Origin of the sequence: Humibacter ginsenosidimutans (genome assembly GCF_007859675.1) — a bacterium.
Lineage (GTDB): Bacteria > Actinomycetota > Actinomycetes > Actinomycetales > Microbacteriaceae > Humibacter > Humibacter ginsenosidimutans.
The window spans coordinates 3440576-3459977 of record NZ_CP042305.1 but is presented as its reverse complement, the minus strand read 5'-3'; the positions used below and the strand labels follow the sequence as shown (position 1 = coordinate 3459977).

Here is a 19402-nt window from a genome sequence, read left to right as displayed (position 1 = left end):
CAATGACGGAGGGCCCGTCCTTTCGGACGGGCCCTCACTCATTGCTCCTCGCGCAGGATTACTGCTCCGTGCCGGTCTTGCGGCGTCGGATCAGCGCGAACGCGAGCGCAGCACCGCCGAGCACGATGATCGCGCCACCCGCCACCAGCGGGAACACGAGGTTCGAGCCGGTCTCGGCGAGTCCGGTACCGCTCGATGCGGCGGAAGTCGACGCGTCAGGTGACGGAGTCGAGACCGCATCCGTGGTGGTGACGGGTGGCTGCGCCGCACAGCTCGGCGTCGCCGGCGGATAGGACACCTCGACGGACAAGCTCGGGTTCACCTCGAGCGTGGCGCTGGTCACCGAACGCGTCCATGCGAAGTTGCCTGTGGTCTCGACCCAGGCACCGCTCGCGTTCTGGGTCCACCCCGGCCAGCCCGTCGGGGTGACACCGTCAGCAGCCACCGAGGCTCCCGGCCACAGCACCTTGTCGCTCAGCTCCGTCGTGTCTGCCGTCGCGCCGGCACCTTCGGTCGACGAGTCGATCGTGCCGAGCTTTTTCGACCACGTGTCGCCCTTGCCGTCGCTCATCGTGATCGTCACGTCGTGGCTGTCGAGAGCCACGTGATCAGGGTTGTCGACGACGACGTCGTAGAAGATCCACGGCGCGTCCGCCAGGCACTTGCCGGTGACGGCGGACCCGTCGAGAGTCGGCTTCGCGCACTGCGATGCGTCGGCGGGCGTCAGCGTGTAGGTGACGGTCTCGGTGGTCGAGCCGTCGGCGAACACGTAGTCACCCGTGGCGACCGCCGTGCGACTCCACGAACCGTCGTCATTCTGCGTCGCCGGTCCCTGCCATTCGGCGTTGTCGATCGTGAACGACTCGGTGGATGCCGCGTGGCAGGTGGCAGGAGCCGATGCGCTCGCGCTTGCGACGGCGCCCTGCACGCTCTGGTGGTCGAACGTGAAGGTCTGGCATCCGACCGTGATCGAACGGATGATCGCCGAGCCCTCCACGCCGGAGCCCAAGGAGTACCCGACGCTGACCACCTTGGCGTTGGGGTTCGCCGTCAGGTAGTCCTGCAGGGTGCCGAGGCTGGGGTATCCCCCACCGGCGGCGACGCCGAAGCCGTCTTTGTTGGTCCACCACATACCGGCGCCGTAGGTGTCGCCCTCGCTGACGAGATAGCCATCCCACGTTCCGTTGCCGTCACGGTCGATGCCGAGCTGCAGCCCGGGTGCCACTCCGGTCACGCCGTCGAGGTCGATCGACGGCGTTCCCACATCCTTGAGCGGGATGTCGACCGGGTGATAGCCGGCGGCCTTCGCTTCGCTCGTGTTCCCAGTGGTCGACACCTTGAGCCCGTGAGACACGTAGGTGTTGGTGCCGAGCGAGCGCGTGTCGGAGAAGTCCCAGCCGTTCGCGTCGAGGTTGGTGCTGAGGATGCCGGGCAGCGGGTTCGTGCACGCGTCGATGGTCGGCGGCTGGTAGCAGTTGTCCGTGCCGGGCGTGGTGCTCTGGTACGTGCGGACCGGCCCGAACGTGATGGATTTCTCGTAGGGGGCGGAGAGCACGTAGCCCGGGGCTGCAGTGGCAGTGATGATGTTCGGCCCGCCCGCGTTCATCGGGTAGGTGCCGGGAGCCTCTGCGGTGTTCGGGTTGTTGACATGCCACACGACGCCCTCGACCGCCGGAAGGGTCAGGGTGGCGTTCGACGTTCCGTTGCCGCACACGTTGTCGGTCCACGTCACGTCGGGCACGACGACCGTCGTGCAGTCCGCGTTGATCACGAACCGCCACGCGGTGTTCAGCCCGCCGGGGGCCAGCGACTCTGCCGGGTGGTTCGGCGACGTCAGCCGGGTGCCGTTCTTCGCCGCGGCGATGAGGCTCTGCGTGGTGGCGTTGTCGATGTAACTGTCCACCTGGTAGTACGTGCCGCACGTCGTCGGAACGTCGACGTCGAGCGTCTCGGTCGTCTCCGGCGTCGCGCTCACGAACGTCTGCGGCCACGTGGCGGAGCTGCTGTCCGCCGGCTTCGTCGGCATCTGCCAGACCACGGTCTGATAGGTCGTCGGCGTGCAGTGCGAGCTCTTGAGCTTCTTCTGAATGACGTACGTCACGCTCGTGTGCGCGTGACCATCCGAGAAGAGATGCCCGACATCGGCCGTGGCCTTGCGGGTGTGCGTCCCCGGCTGTGTGGAGTAGCCATCCGAGTCCCACGTGGCGTGCTCGATCGCGAACTGCACCGTGGACGTGCTCGCGCAGGTCGGCGGCGTGACGATGGCGGAAGCCACGGCATCCCGTGCCTTGGCCGTCGCGCAGTCGCCGGTCAACTGCACGATGCCGTCGTTGTCCGCGCTCCCCCAGCCCTGCCAGTCGGTCTGGACCGAGACGGTGGCGACCTTCGACGTTCCGGCGACGCCCGCCTGCGTGAAGGTGGTGGTCCAGTTGCCGGTGCGAGTCGGGATGCCGGTCTGCCCGCCCGAGGAGGCGTGGTCGGTCCAGGCGTTCAGCCAGAGCTGCCCGTCGACGGGCGCCGAGACGCCTACCCCCGTCGCGTAGAGCGTGCTGGGCTCCGGGGCGTGCGAGGTGACCTTGACATCGGCGTGGTCACCGTCGGGTGTCAGGGTCTGCTTGTACGTCCAGGTGATCGTGTAGGTGCCGTCGCTCTGACAGCTCGCTGTGCCGCTGACGACCGCGGTATGCGCGCTCGCCGGCGCGGCGATGCCGACGACCGCCCCTGCGGCGAGAAGCGCGGCGGCACCGATCACCGCCCCGAGTCTCTTGAGATTCATGTGCTGTGTCTCCGGGTACGAGGTTCGACTCGCGCCTCCTGGAGCACGTTCCGAAGACAGCATTGCTGAGCCGCTCTCATCTTCGTGGTGAGGGCTGGGCCAGGCTTCCTGGTCACTCGCAAAAAGAGACGCGCACGAGACACGGGACATCTCACAGCGCGACGGATCGACGATTCGCCGAACGACCGGGCGTGGTTCGGGTAAAACTCGGGTGCTTGAGGGGGCGCATCATGCGACAGGGTGGTCGCACGGCTGCGCCAGTTTATCGGCAGCATGTACTCCGAGTTCAAGCCTTGAAGAGAGAATGTCCGCCCCAGATCAGGGGTGCAGCGTCGTCGCTTTGACACGCGGTGTCACATCCGCTTTACTTGCACGCATGACTGCATCCACGCGCACCCTGACCTCCTTCGAGGCCCTTGGGCACGCCGGCATGATGATGCCCGGCCGCGCTGCCGTCATGTGCTGTCGAATGTGTCGCTGATCTGACGACCTTTCGCCCCGCCGTCGCTCGCTGATCTCCTCCCGCACGATTCCGCTCTGCGTGAAGGCGAAAACCGACGAGACCTCTGTCTCGCGCGACGCATCCCGAAGCCGATCGTGACGGCTTCAGCACCCGCCGCACACGCGGCTCAGTTCCGAACCCGCTCCACGCGCACTCTCATCTCGGCGCAGGGTTCTCAGCATCATCACTCAGAGGACTTCATCCCATGTCTCTTGCCACCGTCACCCCGCTGACCGACACCATCGCCCCCCGCCACACGGCCGTTCGCGCCGTGCGCACCGCCCCGCTCGTGACTCCTGCTCCGGTCAGTCCGGTCGCCGCTGTTGCCCAGGCGGCGCATCCCCGTCAGGTTCAGGATGCCCCGGTGCAGGTTCAGCCCCTGCCCGTGCAGCAGCGGGTCACCCGCACCGCCGCACCCGCCGAGCAGGGGCCGCAGCCGGCACGCATCCGTGCCGTGCCGAACGGCACCCGGGCACGCGGGTTCGCCCTCTACGTCGGCTTCGACGAAGCGAAGGCCCTCGCCGCCGGCACCGATCTGGGACACGTCGTCGAGGCGCTGAAGCGACTCGTCGCCGAGATCGCACCTGGCTCGGAGGCCTATGCGTCTGTCGCACTCGCACCCGACGCCGCCGGTGGACGCGACCTCGACGTGGTGCGCCTCGCGCTCCAGGATCCTGCCGCTGTCGCGCGCAGCCGCCAGACGACGGATCCCGAGCAGGATCGCGCGTCGGGCGTGGTCGTCGACATCTCGCGCAAGCGCCTGCTGCTCGACAACGAGCCGGTCGGTCTCACCTACAAGGAGTTCGAGCTGCTGCAGTACCTCGTGCTTCGCGAGGGCCGCACCATCGAGCGTGCAGAGCTGATCGCGTCGCTGTGGCAGGCGGGCGACGACGAGGTGCCCAACGAGCGGACCATCGACGTGCACATCCGCCGTCTGCGCTCCAAGCTCGGCCGCTACGAAGACATCGTGCGCACGGTGCGCGGCGTCGGCTACCGATTCGACCGGCACGCCGACGTGATCATCCGCCACGCGGGCGCGCCGAGCCCCGACCTGTTCTGAGTTGTTCTGCACGCCGGTCCCCGCCCGGCGTGCCGCAGTCGACCAGGTAGAAGGCCGGGTTCGTCGCGGCGTACACGCCGCCGCGACCGGGAGCGTGTCGCATTGCAGAAGTGGCGCCGGTCCCCGCCCAGCCTGCCGCAGTCGTGGGGCCGGCGAAAGGTCACAAATGCGATTGCGGCCACGACCAGGGCGCAGATTTCGACTTCTGGATCGTTTCACGGCACGAGACGGCGCGAGACGACGGCACGAGACGGCGCGGCGCGGCAGCGCAGCGCACGACAGCGCGCCGGGACGTCGGGTGCGCGCCGGGACGTCAGGTGAGGCTGAAGCCGCCGTCGGAGGTGAGCACCTGGCCGGTCGTCCACCGGCCTTCGGATGACACCAGCCACGCGATCAGCCGGGCCACGTCGTCCGGCTGCCCGAACCTGCCGAACGGCATCGAAGCGAGCACCTCGGCGACCGTTTCGGGCGCGCGGTCGCTGGTGTCGGCATCCAGATAGCCCGTGTTGACCGGGCCGGGGTTCACCGTGTTGAGCAGGATGCCACGCCCCAGCAGCTCCGCCGCCACCGTCGGCGTCACACTGGCCAGCGCCGCCTTGCTCGCCGCGTAGGCGACCTCGCCACGCATCGGGCCGAGCAGTTGACCCGACGTCATCCAGATGACGCGGCCGGTCGCGAACTCGTCGAACGGACCGCTCGTCGTCTCGACGTCGCCCGGACGGCTCGCGTCGGCGTCGTCTCGGACATCGACCCCGCTGAACTGGTCGGCGAAGTGCCGCGTGAGCAGCAGAGTGGACCGTGCGTTCACGTCGAAATGCCCGGAGAGCCGATCGGCCGTCATGTCGAAGATCGATCCGTCGCCGCCCGATCGTGCGTGGTTGCACACGAGGATGTCGAGGCGACCGATGGCCGCGCGCGCGGCGTCGATGACCTGGGCGGGAGCATCCGGTTGCGCAAGGTCGGCGCCGAGATCACCGAACCGTGCGTGGGGTGCGAGACGTTCCAGGATGCCCGCACGCACGGCATCCAGATCGTCGCTTCCCCATGGCTGGTCGGCGTCGTGCGCCGCGTGATGCTGCACGAAGACGCTGGCGCCCTCGCTCGCGAGTCGTGTCGCGATGGCGTAGCCGATGCCGCGCCGACGCGAGACGCCGGTGATCAGCGCCGCTCGACCGGCGAGCCGCGCCGCGTTGCCGGCGAGCGAGCCGTCTCCGCTGTTCAGAGGCCCAGCAGTTTCTGCTTGGCGGCGCTGAACTCCTCATCGGTCAGGATGCCCTGCTGGTGCAAGCCGGCGAGTCGCTCCAGCTCAGAGGTGGTGTCGCCGCCCGCCGCCGGTGCGGGGGCAGGGGCGGCCTGCTGCTGCGCGACCGCCTGTTGCGCGGCAGCCTGCATCTGAGCCTGCTGCTGCTGTTGCTGATAGGCGTCGGCCTCGTATCGCTCCTCGGCCTTGCGCTGCTGGCTGGAAGCGACACCGCCGGCAACGGCCGTGGCCGTGCCCGCGATGACAGCAGTGCGAGCCGCGGTTCCGATGAGCCCGGGGCGTCCGATGCGTCGAACGAAAGGCATGATGACTCCGATCCTTGTGACGTGTGGTGGGTGGCCGACGGGATCACTCGGCGCGAGCGAGTGCCACGACCTCATTGACGATGGGCGCCGGGATGCGCTCGCTGGCGAGCACCGCACCGCCCGACGCGGCGAGGCGCGACGCGAGCTTCTTGGCCCAGAGCAGTTCGACGACGAGCAGCTCGGCGCTCGTTCCCGGCTCGAGCGACTCCGCGAAGTACTCGATGTCCTCATCGGCGGCCAGTCCTGAAAGGTCGAGGTCGGCCTCCTCCAGGCCGTACGCGGCCGAGGCGTCTTCGATCTCGATCGTCTCGATGTCGCCGTCGAGGTTCCTCGTCAGCAGGATCGCGTCGATGATGCGCACCGCACCGTCGGCGACGAGCTCGCGCACGGCATCCACGACTCCGGGATCAGGGGCTTCGCCACTGAATCCGACGAGCACGAACTCGACGGGGCCGTATTCCAACTCGCTCATGAGGGTTCCCTTCGCCTTGCACGCTGACTCGTTCCAGCATGCGCCACGGGCACCGGTGCGCGGTCACCCTGGCGGGGTGAAGGGCGGGTGCTCACGGCACGAGCACGATCTTGCCGCGCAGGCCGCCCGACTTCAGCGCCCTGTGCGCCTCGGCCGCCTCCACGAGCGGATACTCCGCTGCGATCTCCACCTGGAACGTGCCGTCGGCGAGTCCGGCGAGCGCGACCTCGAGCCCCTTGTCGCGCAGCGCGTTCTCCTCGTCGGTGAGCGGCACGGGGTTGCCGCCCGACCACGCCTTGATGCCGAGTTCCGCCGCCTTCGCGCCCACAACGATGGTGCCGATGTGCGAGCGATCCGGCACCAGCTCGAAGGACGCCTGCAGCGCGGCATCCGTGCCCGCCAGGTCGAGCACGTAGTCCACGCCCTGCGGAACCGCTGCGCGCACGCGCTCGACCAGCCCGTCGCCATACTCCACCGCGATGGCGCCGAGCTCGCTCACGCGGTCGAGATTGCGCGCGTTCGCGGTGCCGACCACCACGATGCCCTTGTCGCGTGCGAACTGGATGACGGCCTGCCCCACAGAGCCGGACGCCGCGTGCACCAGCAGCACGTCGCCTTCACCGGCGCCGATCGAGTCGACGATCTGGTACGCGGTCCCGGCCGCGACGCCCAGCGCCGCCGCCTGATCGAACGGCACGTTCGCGGGCTTGCGCACGAGCTTGCCGGTGGATGCCACGAGCTCGCTCGCGTAGCCGCCGAACGCCCCGCGCACCACGACCTCGTCTCCCACGGCCCAGCCATCCACGTCCGGGCCCAGTGCGGAGATGATGCCTGAGGCATCCAGTCCCAGGCGACGCGGCTTCTCGATGGGGTCGGACGGGCGCGTGCCCTGGCGCAGCTTGGCGTCGATGGGGTTGACCCCGGCCGCCTTGACGGCGACCAGCACCTTGCCTTCGCCGGGCACCGGATCGGGGTACTGCGCCACCTCGAGCACCTCGGGTCCGCCGAACTGCGTGTACTGGATCACCGTCTGCATGTGCACTCCCGTCTCGAACGTCTTCCACGATATGCGGATGGCCACGTCGGATGGCCCGGAGCAGCGGCCGGGGCGCCGCGCAAGGCGCCACGAATACCGGAGGATGCGCCGAATACCGGAGCATTGCTTCGGTATTCGGCGCGAGAGCGCGATCGCTCCGGTTTTCGGGACGCCCTGGCGTGGGGCGCGGCGTCAGGCGGCGACGGCGGGCACGTCGTAGCCGCCCGCTGCGATGTCGTCGAGCAGGGTGGGGTGCGTCGGGTTCCAGCCGTAGCGCTCGCGGGTGATCGTGCTCGTGGCCTGAAGGTCTTGGCCGAAGAAGCGGCCCATCCAGCCGAAGTGCTCGAGGGCATCCTCAGGGGCGATGGATGCCGTGGGCAGCTCCAGCCTGGCCGCCAGCGCCTCCGCGATGGACTTCGCGCTCACGCCCTCCTCCGCCACGGCGTGCACGACGTTGCCCTGCTGCGGCGCCTCCAGCGCGAGCCGCACCAGCAGCGCGGCGTCGTCGCGGTGCACCGCGGCCCAGCGCGAGCTGCCATCGCCGACATAGGCGGAGACGCCGCGCTGCCTCGCGATCTGGGCGATCGTCTTGATGAAACCGTGGTCGCCCGCCGTGCCGTGCACGCTCGGCGCGAAGCGCAGCAGCAGCGGGTGGATGCCGCGCTCGGTGAGCGACATCACGTACTTCGCGTTGTCGAGGCGCGGGTTCGGCACGGTGCCTTCGTCGTCTTCGGTCGCGGGGCGGCCGGGCACGAGGCCGGCGACTCCTGAGGCGATGGCCAGCGTCTTTCCCGATCCGTCGAGCGCACCGGCGAAGGTCTCGATCGCCTCGCGATCGACCCTGGCGGAGTTGGCGAAGTCGTCGAAGTCGTGGATGAAGCCGAGGTGCACGACGCCGTCGGAGGCGGCCGCGGCATCCCGCAGCGTGTCGAGGTCGCCGAGATCGCCGCGCACGACGTCGGCGCCGAGCGCGGCGATCCTCTGCGCCGAGGCGTCGGATCGCGCGAGGCCGCTGACCTCGTGCCCTGCTGCGAGGAGTTGTGTGCTGACGGCGGATCCGATCCAGCCGGACGCTCCTGTGACGAAGAACCGCATGATGACCTCCCGATGGTCGTTTCGTGGTGATGCCGGCAAGTGATGTCAGTTGCTGACATCAGAGACTGTAGCAGTGATGTCAGGATCTGTCATCAGCTATCATCGGGGCATGGTGAGATGGGAGCCCGACGCGGCGGGACGGCTGATGCGTGCCGCCGTCGAGCTGTTCGCCGAACACGGCGTCGAGGCGACGACCGTCGCGGCCATCGCCGAACGGGCCGGAGTGACCGAGCGCACGTTCTTCCGCTACTACTCCGACAAGCGCGAGGTGTTGTTCGGCGACCGCGCCCAGTTCGCCTCGCTCTTCATCGACGGGGTGCGCGACGCGCCTGTGGATGCCTCGCCCCTGGATGCCGTCGCCGCCGGCTTGCACGCCGCGGTCGAGTTCTTCCCCGCCGGCCACCGTGCGGATTCGCGCGTGCGCGGCACCGTCATCGCTGCGAACCCCGGGTTGCAGGAGCGCGAGCTGCTGAAGATGGCGGCCGTCGCCGAGGGGATGGCGGAAGCCCTGCGCGAGCGCGGCGTCACGGAACCTGCGGCCACGATCGCCGCACGGTCGGGGATCGCGGTCTTCAGCTCGGCCTTCGCCGCGTGGCTCTCCGAAGGCGAGACGCGCGAGATGGCGCAGCTGGTCGACGACGGACTCAACGAGCTGCGGGCGATCGGCGCCGGCTGAGGGTCGCGATCGCGCACCGAGCGGCGTGGGCCGAGCGGCGTGGGCTCAGGCTGCTCGCGCGCATCCACAACAGGACATCGCACCGAAAACAGGCCAGATCCGCCTGTTTTCGGCGCGAGAGCGCGATCCCTCCTGCTTTCGTGACCGGTGAGGACGGACCGGGTGGGGACAGGCGGTCAGCTCGCCGACGGACGGGACGGCAGCGGGCCGGTCAGGTACGCCTGCACAGTCGGCGCGATGTGGTCGACGACCCAGTCGGGGTCCGCGGAGGCCAACGGCTCCCAGCGCAGCACGTAGCGGGTGAGCAGCAGGCCGGCGACCTGGCTGGCGACCAGCGCCGCGCGCACCTCGATCTGTTCGGGATCGGGATCGGGACTGAACCGCGTGACGACGGGTCGCACCGCGCGCTCGAGGATGAACGCACGCATCTGACCGGCGACCACCTTGTTGCGCGTGGCGCTGCGCACCATGACGCTGATCACCGACGCGTGCGCATCCCACACGGTGATCAGCTGGGCCACCAGGCGGCGCGCGGCATCCTCGGGCCTCGCCTCGAGCACGGGCGCGATCACGTCGGCGGGATCGATGCGCAGTGCGGTGACCGCGTCGAAGAGCCCTCCCTTCGAGCCGAAGTAGTGCGCGATCATCGCGGGGTCGACCCCGGCGCGCTGGGCGATCTCCCGCGTGGTGCCGTCGACGCCACGGTCGGCGAAGACCTCGCGGGCGGCATCCAGGATCTCCTCGCGCGTGGTCGACGGGCCCTTGCGGCGGCCGCTCACGAACCGGCCCCGCTCGCTGCCCCGCCGGACGCGGTGCCATCCGACGAGCGCTCAGTGACGTCGTTCGAGTTCCCCTCGTTCGACCCACTGTCGAGCAGCACGACGGTCTCCTCCAGGGTCGCGGGCACCGGAACGACGTCGGCCTGGATGCCGTCGAGCAGCCGCATCACGCGCTCGCGCAACGCGCTCGCCCCCTCTCGCCCCGCCACGCGCACGTCTCGCCCGCTGAGCATGATCGGCAGGCCAGAGCGGTCCAAGACTCCGAACACCCGCTGCCAGTGCTCGCTGCGCACGAGCACCGCCGTCGCGCCGGCGGTGAGCTCGGCGACCGTCCCGCGGCCGACGACGTGGCCCTGGGCGAGCAGCACGAGACTCGTGCACTGCTCCGCCTCCTGCAGATAGTGGGTGGTGACGATGACGGCACGACCGGCATCCGCCTGTGCGTGGATCGTGTCCCACAGCCGGGCCCTGGCCAACGGGTCGACGCCGGAGGTCGGCTCGTCGAGCACGAGGAGTTCCGGCCCGTGGCTGAGCGCGAGGGCGAAGGCGAGCTGTCTCTGCCGCCCGAGGCCGATGTCGGCGACGATTCGTGAGCGCACCTCGCTCAGCGCGGGCGGCAGCTCGGGTCGCGGAACGCCGTACACGCGAGACAGGAACGCCACGTTCTCCCGCACGCTGAGCGTCGTGTAGAGGCCGAGTCCCTGCGGCACGTAGCCGAGCCGTCTGCGCGAAGCGTTGTCGGGGGCACGTCCGAAGAGCGTCACCTCGCCCTCGTCTGCGCGCTCGAGTCCGAGCATGATGCGCAGCAGCGTCGTCTTGCCCGCGCCGTTGGCGCCGATCAGGCCGACGATCTCACCTGGATGCACGTCGAGGCTCGCCTCGGCGAGCGCCGTGGCGTGGCCGAAGCGCTTGGTGACGTGGCTGGCGGATGCCGTGGGCGCGGCCCGGTCGCTCAACGCACCCTGAGCGCGGCGCCCTACGGTGCCCGCTCGCTCGCTCGGGGAGCGAGGGACGGCCTGCCCGGCCGAGGGGTCGGGGACGGCCTGCTCGGCCGTGGACCGAGGGGCCGCGGCGAGCGCGAGGGCGACGAGGGCATCCTCGAAGTCCGGCGGATCGAGCGGGGCCACCCGGTGCTGCAGCGCCGCATCACTCGGGATCCAGACGTGCCGTTCCATGCCGCGGCGCCACGAGCGAGCCGCGGCGGCCTCGGACAGCGTCGCCGTCGGGTCGAGCATGCGGGCGACGGTGCCCGGCACGGCGGCGACGATCTCGTCTGGGGTGCCGGCCGCGAGCATCCGGCCGCCGTCGAGCGCGAGAACGGATGCCGCCCGCTGCGCCTCGTCCAGGTAGGTCGTGGCCATGATGACCGTCGTGCCTCCGCCGTCGCCGTCGTGAGTGCCGCCCGCGTGGTCCGCGTTCGCGCCGCCGTGATCCACCGCCCGCTCGCCCGCTGTGGCGCTGATCAGTCGCCAGAGCTCGAGGCGGCTCACGGGGTCGACGCCGGTGCTCGGCTCGTCCAGCAGCACGAGCGTCGGCTCATGCAGGATGGCGAGCACGAAGCCGAGCTTCTGGCGCATGCCGCCTGAAAGGTCGTGTCCGAGCCGATGACGGGCCGCGGTGAGGCCCGCGCGATCGAGCAGCTCGGCGGAGCGTTCGCGGATGCGTGCGGCGGGCATCCCGTACGAGCGTCCGACGAACTCGACGTTCTCCGCCACGGTCAGCGTCGGCCAGACGCCCGAGGTCGCGGGCTGGTAGCCGATGCCGGACGGTCCGAGGGTGCGCACGTCGCCCTTGGCCGCTCGCACCCGGTTCGCGAGCACGCGCAGCAGCGTCGATTTGCCCGCGCCGTCGCCGCCGACGATGGCCGTCACCTCGCCCGGGCGGGCGCGCAGGGTGACGTCGGTGAGGGCATCCGTCGCACCGAACCGGACGGTGAGGTCGGTGACGCCGAACGCCTCGACGGTCGGCGCGGCCTCGAGACCCGCGTCGCGCATCAGGCTGCCTCGGTCGGCTGAGCGTCCGACGCGCGATCGGTGTCGGCCGGCCGGGACGCGACATCCCCTCCGCCGTGCTTCTGCTTCACCGGGGAGATGCTGCGACTCAGCCGCACCACCGCGAGACCGAAGATGATCACGGCCATGCCGGCGAGGATGACGAGCGGGAACCACAGCGAGTCCCACCCGGCGCCACGGATCATCACGCCCTGCGACACCATCGTGAACCAGGTGAGCGGCAGGCAGTAGCCGATCCAGCGCACGCCGGCGGCCATCGCGGAGAGCGGGAAGATCATGCCGGAGAGCAGGATCTGCGGCAGCAGCACCATGAACGCGAGCTGGATCGCCTGCCCCGTGGTCTTCGACACCGACGAGATGAGCACGCCGAGCCCCAGCACCACGAAGAGGAACAGCGCGGCGCCCACGATGAAGATGGCCGGGTCGCCGTTGAACGGCACCCCGAACAGCAGAAGGCCGAGCACCGTGATGAGCGCCATGTCGATGCAGGCGAGCAGAAAATACGGCGTGATCTTGCCGAGTACCACCGAGCTCGCCCTCAGCGGCATCACGGCCAGCTGCTCGAGCGTGCCGGCCTCGCGCTCGCGTACCAGCCCGATCGAGGTGATGATCGTGCCGATGAACGTGAGGATGAGTCCGATGATGGCCGGGATCATCACCCACGATGTCTTCAGATCGGGGTTGAACAGCGTCGTGACGGTCAGCGTGGGCGTCTGGGCAGAGGATGCCTGCGCCTGGCTCTGCGATCCGCCCGAGTTCGACTGCTCCTGGCTCTGCTGGCCCTGCTGACTCTGCTGGCCCTGCTGCGCTTGCGCCTGCTCCGCCTTCGCCTGGGCCTGCGCCGCCTGTTGCGTCAGCTGCTGCTGCACCTGGGCGAAGATCGTCTTCGCCGACTGCGCCGCGAACAGATTCGAACCGTCGATGTAGACATCCGCGTTGAGCGTTCCCGCATCGGAGGAGCCGGAGCCGGACGCCGCCGACGCGTAGATGGCGACGTTCGCCTTGCCGTCTTGCAGTTCGGTCTTGGCATCGGCCTTCGTACCGTCGACCTCGGTCGTGACGACGTTCAGATGGCCTTTGAGCTTCGCGTTGTCGTCGATGAGCTTCACCACGTCGTGCGTGCTCGGTCCGTAGACCGCGACGGTGAGGTGGTCGACGGTGAAGTTGGCCGCGTAGCCGAAGATCACCAACAGCAGAAGCGGCATGGCGATGAGCAGCGCGAGCGTGCGGCGGTCGCGCCGCAGCTCCTGGAACTCCTTCAGCACGATCGCGCGCATGGCGGCCTCCCGACGAACACCAGATGCCCCGGATGCCCCGGGTCGCGTTAATAATTCATCGCTTGATGAATTACGTCAAGCCTGTCGATCGCGGCGCTCTCCCGGCGCCCATCGACATCCCACCGGTTCCGAATTCCGGAGATGGGCTCGGGCACCGGAGCGATCGTCCGGCTTTCGACGCGAGAGCGCGATCTCTCCGGTTTTCGGAACCGGTCACCGCGGGCTGGGAATGGCACGCATGGAAGGCTGCCGGGGCCGGGCCGGGTCAGCCGAGGTTGTCGGGGCGGGACCAGTCCTGGCCGAGCACGTGCTGCGCGAGGAACGCGAACACGGTCTCGTACCAGACCACCGCGTGCTGCGGCTTCAGCACCCAGTGGTTCTCGTCGGGGAAATACAGGAACCGGTGCGGCAGCGTGCCGTCGGGGGCCGCGAAGTGCGCGTTCAGCTCCGACCAGAGCCGCAGACCCTCCCCGATCGGGACGCGGTAGTCGTGGTCGCCGTGCACGACGAGCATCGGGGTCACGATGTTCTGCACGTGCCGGTGCGGCGAGTTCGCCTCAAGGCCCTCCGCCGTGAAGATGCTCGCCCAGTACGACGAGAGATCCGTCGTGGGCACGAACTGGTCGAGCGACCACAGGCTGGCGTGCGTGACGATGGCGCGGAAGCGGTCCGTATGACCGGCGACCCAGTTGGCCATGTAACCGCCGAACGAGCCACCCATCGCCGCGGTGCGCGTCTCGTCGATGTCGGGGCGGGAGGTGACGGTATCCGTGATCGACATGAGGTCGGTGTAGGGGGCCTCGCCCCACGCGTTCCAGCCGCGGGCGATGAAGTCGAGGCCGTACCCGGTGGAGAGTGCGGGATCGGGCAGCAGCACCGCGTAGCCGCGGGCGACGGCGAGCTGCGGGTTCCACCGCCAGCTCCAGGCGTTCCAGCTGTTCAGCGGGCCGCCGTGGATCCACAGCAGCAGAGGCGCTGGCGAGGATGCCGTGGCATCCGCCGGCAGCATCAACCAGCCGCGCACACGCGTGCCGTCCGCCGCGGTCGTCTCCACTTCTTCCATGTTGGCAGGCACCTCGGGTGCGCCGCCGGGAACGGTGAGCGGGGTGATGCCGCCGTCACGCGAGATGCGCACGGGGTGCGGCGCGGACATCCATGACGAGCGCAGCGCCACGAGGTCGCCGGTGGCTCGATCGAGCCGCACGTCGGCGTAGGCGAAGTCGTCGTTCGTGAGCTGCTGCACGTCGCCGCCGTCGAGCGGTGCGCGGAACACCGGTGCGCGCCCGTCCTGGTCGGCGGTGACGATGAGCGCTCGGTCGTCGGCGTCGAATGCGAAGCCGGCCGGCCACCTGTCCCACTGAGCTGCGATGCGACGAGGCTCGACGAGGCCGATCGCCGCCGTTCCGTTCGAGTCCGTATGTGCAAGGCCCGCGACCCAGAGTTCCTGCTGCGTCGGTCCCTGTGGCGTCGCGCGCTCAGTTCGCAGGAAGGCGACGACGAGTCCGCCGTGCGAGACCACCGGGTTCTCGAGGTCGACGTCGGGCTCGTCGAGAAGCACGGTCTGGTCGCCGGATGCCGCGTCGATCGCTACGAGCCGGTGACGCTGGTCGTAGCCTTCCGCGATCGGCAGCGAGACGATCACGGTGTCGCCGTCGGGAGTGATCGCCACGCCGGATGCCCCGGCGCCCGGCCCCGGGCGCGGCGTGAGGTCTCGAGGTCGCGGCAGAGACGCGGGATACGGCGTCGGCTCGTCGTCGCTCGCGCCGGCATCGGCGGCATCCGCCCCGTCGCCCTTCGGGCTGTCGGCTCCCACCCGGTCGACGAGACCGGCCAGGTCGAGCCCGAACAGGTGCGGCTGGTCGGGGCCGAGGTCGGCGTCCCAGTGCCGCACCGGATATCCCTCGTGCAGAATTGCGGCGACCTTCTTCTTCGTGCGCGCGGCGCGCAGCGTCGCGTCGCCGTCGAGCGTGGCGGCGCTCGGCAGAAGGCCGGCCGCGAAGACGATGCTGTCGGCCGTCTCGGCCGAGGCCTCCACCCCGGAGACGCCGCCGGCCAGCCGTGTGACCGGGCGAGCCTCGCCGCCTGCGGCAGGGAGCATCCAGAGCTGTCCCTTCGCGTCGTCGTCATCGACGTCGGGCCTGCCGGAGACGAACAGCAGGTCGCCGGATGCCGTGAACACCGGCGCCGACTCCCCCTTGGCCGATCGCGTGAGACGGCGCGCCCCCTCCGATCCGTCGGCCGGCACCGACCAGAGCGCGCGCTCGTATTTCGTGCCGTCCTTCGACAGCGTCGCAATGGTGAGCACCGCTCTGCGGCCGTCGGGTGAGAGCACCAGAGACTCGATGCGGGGAAGGGCGATGTAGGTTTCGAGGGAATCGAAGGGCGTCGTCGGCATGGCTTCCACGCTACGACGGGATCGCTGTGCTCGGGGGCCTCGAACAACGGGGCTCAACGACTCAGGGGGGCTCAGGACCCGTTGCGACGGTCGTACGCGGCGCGCGAGGCCTCGATCGTCGGGTGGTTCGCCGTCGCCCACTCGGCGAGCCCGATCGCGAGCACGATCAACGTGCTGCCGAGCTCGGTGAGCCGATACTCGACGCGGGGCGGCACCTCGGCGTGCGCGGTGCGATCGACCAGCCCGTCGCGTTCCAGCTGACGCAGCGTGAGCGTGAGCATCCGCCCCGAGATGCCCGGAATGTGCTGGCGCAGCTGGCTGAACCGCAGCTCGCCCGACTGCAGCGTCGCGATCACCAGCAACGACCACTTGTCGCCGATGCGGTTGAGCACCTCGCGGATCGCGGCCCCGTCGTCGTGTTCGCCGGCGCAGGAGCCCTCGTACGAGCTCAGCAGCTCCACGGATGCCCTGCCGCCGGCCGGTGCCGCCATCTCGCCCGCTCCCGCGCCCGGTTACCCCGATGTGCCTTTTGCACGCTCGTCTTCGGTAACGCATCATGTGGTTACTTACCTATCGTAACCATCAACCTTCAAGGATTCCCATGACCGTCGCCCTCTGGATCGTCAACATCGTGCTCGCGCTCGCCTTCCTCGCCGCAGGAATCACCAAGGTCAGCCAGCCGAAGGCCAAGCTCGCCGGAGCGATGGCCTGGGTCGAAGACTTCAGCGCCGGACCGGTGAAGCTCATCGGCACGGCGGAGATCGTCGGGGCGCTGGGACTCGTGCTGCCGCTGTTCACGGGGATCGCGGGCATCCTGGCACCGATCGCCGCGGTCTGCCTCGCGGTGCTGATGGTGGGCGCGGTGGTCATCCACGTTCGCCGCTCGGAGCCGTACGTTCCGGCGCTTGCGCTCGGCGTCGTTTCGGTGGTGAGCGCCGTGCTGGGCTTCGGCGTGCTCGTCTGACCGCTCGCGCTATCTGTCGCGCACTTCCGGAAGCCGTCCACCCGATCGCCCGTCGAGATCCCCGATGCGGCCCAGCGTGTCTTCCCAGCCTCGAACGGACGCACAGCGCACGCCCGTCGACAGCACGGGGTGGTCGTTGCCGCCGGGCTCGAGCCTGTCGCCGAAGAAGAGGATGTCGTCGGGCGCGATTCCGGTCTCGGCCATCAGGCGGCGCATCCCGAAGGCTTTGTCGCGTCCTCGGCGAGTGATGTCGATCGACGTCGTGCCGCCGATCCGCACCTCGAGATCGGGAACGAGCGGCGTGACCTCGTCGCGTAACCGCTCCTTCTTCGTGCCATCGGGATCCCAGACCAATTTGAGCGCGAGCGGGGCGTCTTGGCCGAGTGCGGAGAACGTGACCTGTGATCGCCGGTCCTCGAGCACGTCGCCGTGGCTGCGATCCGGCCAGAGCTCGAGTCGTTTCGCGGATGACTCGAGCGCCGACATCGCCGCACGCCTCTCGCGCTCGTCGAGCAGTTCGGAGAACACCGCCCTCCAGCGACCGTCGATGTACCTGAAGCATTGCGTACCGCACGTTGCGAGGATCCACAGGCGGTCCAACCGCCTGCCGGGCAGTGCTGAGAGCGGACGCACGACCTGCCGGGCGAACTGATCGAACGTGGCCCCAGAGATCACCGCGACCGGGGTTGTCGCCAACAGCCTCGTGAGCGCCTTGGCCATCGGCGCCGGCAGCGGAGACTTCGAGGGAGCGAGCGTGTCGTCGAGGTCGAACGCGACGAGTGCCGGCCACTCCGGGGTCACGGTGCCGTGCGCACGAGACGCGCCACGGAGATCCGAGAGTCGGCTGCGCCGTAGAACACGAAGTGCTCACCGCCGATCTCCTCGATCGCAGTGGGGAAGACCACGTTCGCGACCGTACCCCTCGTCTCCTCTTCGGTCTCCGGTGTCATGATCGGCTCACTCGTGCGAGCGAGAACGCGCGAAGGATCGTCGAGATCGAGCAGGAGGGCGCCCACGACGTAGCGCACGTTCGCCTGGGGCACGAAAGCCCCACCGGTCATGGACCCCGTGACGCCGTGATGGAGCACGAGCCATCCCTCTGGTACTCGGAGCGGCGCGGGGCCCGCTCCGATCTTCAGCGCCTCCCAGGAATGTTCAGGACCTGCCAGGAAGCGATGAGTCCGCGGGCGAGAAAGAGCCCCGATGTCAGCCTTGACGTTCTCGACGGGCACATAGGAGATCCAGATGCCTGCGCGGTCATCGAGAACACCCGCAGGCAGAGGCGGCGCCTCGCCCGGGCGCACAAAACTGAAGTCCCACATGGGCCGGTGCAGCAGGGCGTAACTCGGCCGCCCGCTGGGATCGCGCACCGGTTCCGGGAAGAACACGACGTCCTTGTTGGGGAAGAGATTCAGGTCGGTGTCGAGCGCATCCTCGTACTCGAACTGGATAGGCCCGAGTCTCGTCCACTCGCCGCCGTCACGTGAGACGGCGAGGGCGGGCTTCGGCCCCAGCGGGCCGAAGGCCACGTACGTCATGACGTGAAAGCCGAGCGACGGAATCCAGGTGATGCGCGGATCCTCGACACCGCCGTGGTCCATGCCATGCTCCCACCCGCGGTCCGCCTGGAGAGCGATCTCGAGATCGGCGACGGCTACAGGAACCCCGTCACGCAGCACGACTCTTCCGCGGCCGATCCTAGACACATTCTTCGCGGCGACCAGTCGAGGGAAAAGGTAGAGAAGGCCGTCCGAGCCCCGAACCGTCGCTGGATTGAGCACGCCCTCGGCCTGATTGGGGTCGTTCGGATCGGGTTCCATCAGCACCCCGACCCGATCGAGTGCGTAAGGGATGTCGACTGAGATGGTGGATGACACAGACAGCTCTCTTGTTTCTTGATGAAGCGGACGGGATTCGGGCGTACTCAGCCCTTGACGGAGCCGAGCACGCCGTTCACCAGGTAGCGCTGGATGAAGACGTAGCCGACGATGAGCGGCGCCGCGACGATGAACGTCGCCGCCGCGAGGAGCGGCCACTGGTTCGAGTACGTTCCCTTGAACGCGTAGAGACCCACAGTCACGGGAAACTTCGAAGGGTCGGCCAAGAGCACCGTCGCGAGCACGATCTCGTTCCAGATCCACACCGCCTGCAAGATGAAGATCGTCGCAAGGGCGGGCCTCGCCAACGGAAAGATGAAGGTGAACAGATAGCGCCAGTACCCGACGCCGTCCATGGCGGCGGCCTCGTCGAGCTCGCGAGGAATCGACTTGACGAAGCCGCTGAAGAGAAGCGGACCGATGCCGACCCCGACCGAGACCATGAGAATGTACCCGAGCCGATTGTCATAGAGGTGCAGCCGCAGAAGCAGCTGGAACTGTGTGATCAGAGCGTTGGGGAGGAAGAGCACCAGCACGAAGAGCACCGACCAGAGCCTGGCGCCTTTGACATATCCACGCGAGACGGGAAACGCGAGCACGAGCGTGATCAACGTGCCGATCGCCGACCCTGCCGCCGTGTAGAGCACACTGTTGAGGATGTACGCGCCGAAGTCGCCTTTGTTCCAGGCGGTGATGAAGTTGCCCCACTGCGGATCGCGCACGATACCCACGGGATCGGCGACGAATGCCGCGTTCGACTTCAGCGCGGTGTTCACCAGGTAGAGCAGCGGAAAGAGAAAGACGACGAGCACGATCGCAGCGCACACATAGCCGCCGACGGGCATCCGCCTGAGCCTCTTGCGCGACTTGGTCGGCGCCGTCTGCGCGACGGCGGTTCTGGTGGTCGTGGTCACG

17 protein-coding genes are annotated in these 19402 nt (G+C 69.0%); 3 read left to right on the top strand and 14 right to left on the bottom strand.

Annotated features, from left to right (window positions below):
- Nucleotides 1-58: 58 nt before the first annotated feature.
- Nucleotides 59-2776: a hypothetical protein gene (locus tag FPZ11_RS15925; protein WP_146322061.1), complete on the bottom strand. Its 2718-nt coding sequence runs from the start codon at nucleotides 2774-2776 to the stop codon at nucleotides 59-61.
- Nucleotides 2777-3483: 707 nt separating this feature from the next.
- Here FPZ11_RS15925 and FPZ11_RS15920 point away from each other — a divergent pair.
- Nucleotides 3484-4338: a winged helix-turn-helix domain-containing protein gene (locus FPZ11_RS15920; protein WP_246846306.1), complete on the top strand. Its 855-nt coding sequence runs from the start codon at nucleotides 3484-3486 to the stop codon at nucleotides 4336-4338.
- A gap of 313 nt (nucleotides 4339-4651) precedes the next feature.
- On the opposite strand, the gene FPZ11_RS15915 is transcribed toward FPZ11_RS15920, so the two are convergent.
- The 5 genes from FPZ11_RS15915 to FPZ11_RS15895 all read right to left on the bottom strand — a co-directional run bounded on the left by FPZ11_RS15915 (nucleotide 4652) and on the right by FPZ11_RS15895 (nucleotide 8507).
- Nucleotides 4652-5458, bottom strand: coding sequence for an SDR family oxidoreductase (locus tag FPZ11_RS15915; protein WP_367889448.1), 807 nt, complete (start codon nucleotides 5456-5458; stop codon nucleotides 4652-4654).
- A gap of 98 nt (nucleotides 5459-5556) precedes the next feature.
- A complete protein-coding gene (locus FPZ11_RS15910; protein ID WP_146322059.1) occupies nucleotides 5557-5904 on the bottom strand; it encodes an SHOCT domain-containing protein in 348 nt (115 codons plus the stop codon).
- Between the two features lie 43 nt (nucleotides 5905-5947).
- Complete coding sequence (locus tag FPZ11_RS15905; protein WP_146322058.1) at nucleotides 5948-6376, bottom strand: DUF6325 family protein; 429 nt, start codon at nucleotides 6374-6376, stop codon at nucleotides 5948-5950.
- Nucleotides 6377-6467: 91 nt separating this feature from the next.
- Entirely contained in the window at nucleotides 6468-7457 is a 990-nt protein-coding gene (locus FPZ11_RS15900; RefSeq protein WP_246846305.1) for a quinone oxidoreductase family protein, read from the bottom strand.
- 147 nt (nucleotides 7458-7604) lie between these two features.
- Complete coding sequence (locus FPZ11_RS15895; protein ID WP_146322057.1) at nucleotides 7605-8507, bottom strand: SDR family oxidoreductase; 903 nt, start codon at nucleotides 8505-8507, stop codon at nucleotides 7605-7607.
- 109 nt (nucleotides 8508-8616) lie between these two features.
- Here FPZ11_RS15895 and FPZ11_RS15890 point away from each other — a divergent pair, with 109 nt between their 5' ends.
- The gene (locus FPZ11_RS15890; RefSeq protein ID WP_146322056.1) at nucleotides 8617-9183 is read left to right on the top strand and encodes a TetR family transcriptional regulator; all 567 of its coding nucleotides are present in this window, start codon (nucleotides 8617-8619) and stop codon (nucleotides 9181-9183) included.
- A 176-nt stretch (nucleotides 9184-9359) separates the two neighbouring features.
- Here FPZ11_RS15890 and FPZ11_RS15885 read toward each other — a convergent pair whose 3' ends face one another.
- From FPZ11_RS15885 to FPZ11_RS15865, 5 genes are all read right to left on the bottom strand, one after another.
- Nucleotides 9360-9962 (bottom strand): TetR/AcrR family transcriptional regulator, encoded by a 603-nt coding sequence (locus tag FPZ11_RS15885; RefSeq protein WP_146322055.1) that lies wholly within the window; start codon nucleotides 9960-9962, stop codon nucleotides 9360-9362.
- Nucleotides 9959-11956, bottom strand: coding sequence for an ATP-binding cassette domain-containing protein (locus FPZ11_RS15880; protein ID WP_146322054.1), 1998 nt, complete (start codon nucleotides 11954-11956; stop codon nucleotides 9959-9961). The genes FPZ11_RS15885 and FPZ11_RS15880 overlap by 4 nt, the downstream gene beginning before the upstream one ends.
- Complete coding sequence (locus FPZ11_RS15875) at nucleotides 11956-13251, bottom strand: ABC transporter permease (protein ID WP_146322053.1); 1296 nt, start codon at nucleotides 13249-13251, stop codon at nucleotides 11956-11958. The genes FPZ11_RS15880 and FPZ11_RS15875 overlap by 1 nt, the downstream gene beginning before the upstream one ends.
- Before the next feature lie 265 nt (nucleotides 13252-13516).
- Nucleotides 13517-15646 carry a S9 family peptidase gene (locus tag FPZ11_RS15870; RefSeq protein WP_146322052.1) on the bottom strand — a complete coding sequence of 710 codons (2130 nt, stop codon included), beginning with the start codon at nucleotides 15644-15646 and terminating at the stop codon, nucleotides 13517-13519.
- 71 nt (nucleotides 15647-15717) lie between these two features.
- Nucleotides 15718-16137 (bottom strand): winged helix-turn-helix transcriptional regulator, encoded by a 420-nt coding sequence (locus FPZ11_RS15865; protein ID WP_146322051.1) that lies wholly within the window; start codon nucleotides 16135-16137, stop codon nucleotides 15718-15720.
- Between the two features lie 110 nt (nucleotides 16138-16247).
- Here FPZ11_RS15865 and FPZ11_RS15860 point away from each other — a divergent pair, with 110 nt between their 5' ends.
- Nucleotides 16248-16610, top strand: a complete 363-nt coding sequence (locus tag FPZ11_RS15860; protein ID WP_146322050.1) for a DoxX family protein — start codon at nucleotides 16248-16250, stop codon at nucleotides 16608-16610.
- Between the two features lie 9 nt (nucleotides 16611-16619).
- Here the strand turns inward: FPZ11_RS15860 and FPZ11_RS15855 are convergent, their stop codons facing one another.
- The 3 genes from FPZ11_RS15855 to FPZ11_RS15845 all read right to left on the bottom strand — a co-directional run bounded on the left by FPZ11_RS15855 (nucleotide 16620) and on the right by FPZ11_RS15845 (nucleotide 19401).
- Nucleotides 16620-17411, bottom strand: coding sequence for an HAD-IIB family hydrolase (locus FPZ11_RS15855; RefSeq protein ID WP_146322049.1), 792 nt, complete (start codon nucleotides 17409-17411; stop codon nucleotides 16620-16622).
- Nucleotides 17408-18430, bottom strand: coding sequence for a glycoside hydrolase family 130 protein (locus FPZ11_RS15850; protein ID WP_146322932.1), 1023 nt, complete (start codon nucleotides 18428-18430; stop codon nucleotides 17408-17410). Before FPZ11_RS15850 ends, FPZ11_RS15855 begins: the two co-directional genes overlap by 4 nt.
- A 104-nt stretch (nucleotides 18431-18534) precedes the next feature.
- Nucleotides 18535-19401 (bottom strand): carbohydrate ABC transporter permease, encoded by an 867-nt coding sequence (locus FPZ11_RS15845; protein WP_246846304.1) that lies wholly within the window; start codon nucleotides 19399-19401, stop codon nucleotides 18535-18537.
- Nucleotide 19402 lies beyond the last annotated feature (1 nt).

Excerpts from the sequence above, each read along its gene's own strand:
- FPZ11_RS15875 (WP_146322053.1), bottom strand. The coding sequence starts at position 13,251 with ATGCGCGCGATCGTGCTGAAGGAGTTCCAGGAGCTGCGGCGCGACCGC.
- FPZ11_RS15890 (WP_146322056.1), top strand. The coding sequence starts at position 8,617 with ATGGTGAGATGGGAGCCCGACGCGGCGGGACGGCTGATGCGTGCCGCC.
- FPZ11_RS15865 (WP_146322051.1), bottom strand. The coding sequence starts at position 16,137 with ATGGCGGCACCGGCCGGCGGCAGGGCATCCGTGGAGCTGCTGAGCTCG.
- FPZ11_RS15870 (WP_146322052.1), bottom strand. The coding sequence starts at position 15,646 with ATGCCGACGACGCCCTTCGATTCCCTCGAAACCTACATCGCCCTTCCC.
- FPZ11_RS15895 (WP_146322057.1), bottom strand. The coding sequence starts at position 8,507 with ATGCGGTTCTTCGTCACAGGAGCGTCCGGCTGGATCGGATCCGCCGTC.
- FPZ11_RS15880 (WP_146322054.1), bottom strand. The coding sequence starts at position 11,956 with ATGCGCGACGCGGGTCTCGAGGCCGCGCCGACCGTCGAGGCGTTCGGC.
- FPZ11_RS15910 (WP_146322059.1), bottom strand. The coding sequence starts at position 5,904 with ATGCCTTTCGTTCGACGCATCGGACGCCCCGGGCTCATCGGAACCGCG.
- FPZ11_RS15850 (WP_146322932.1), bottom strand. The coding sequence starts at position 18,430 with ATGGAACCCGATCCGAACGACCCCAATCAGGCCGAGGGCGTGCTCAAT.
- FPZ11_RS15860 (WP_146322050.1), top strand. The coding sequence starts at position 16,248 with ATGACCGTCGCCCTCTGGATCGTCAACATCGTGCTCGCGCTCGCCTTC.
- FPZ11_RS15920 (WP_246846306.1), top strand. The coding sequence starts at position 3,484 with ATGTCTCTTGCCACCGTCACCCCGCTGACCGACACCATCGCCCCCCGC.
- FPZ11_RS15925 (WP_146322061.1), bottom strand. The coding sequence starts at position 2,776 with ATGAATCTCAAGAGACTCGGGGCGGTGATCGGTGCCGCCGCGCTTCTC.
- FPZ11_RS15905 (WP_146322058.1), bottom strand. The coding sequence starts at position 6,376 with ATGAGCGAGTTGGAATACGGCCCCGTCGAGTTCGTGCTCGTCGGATTC.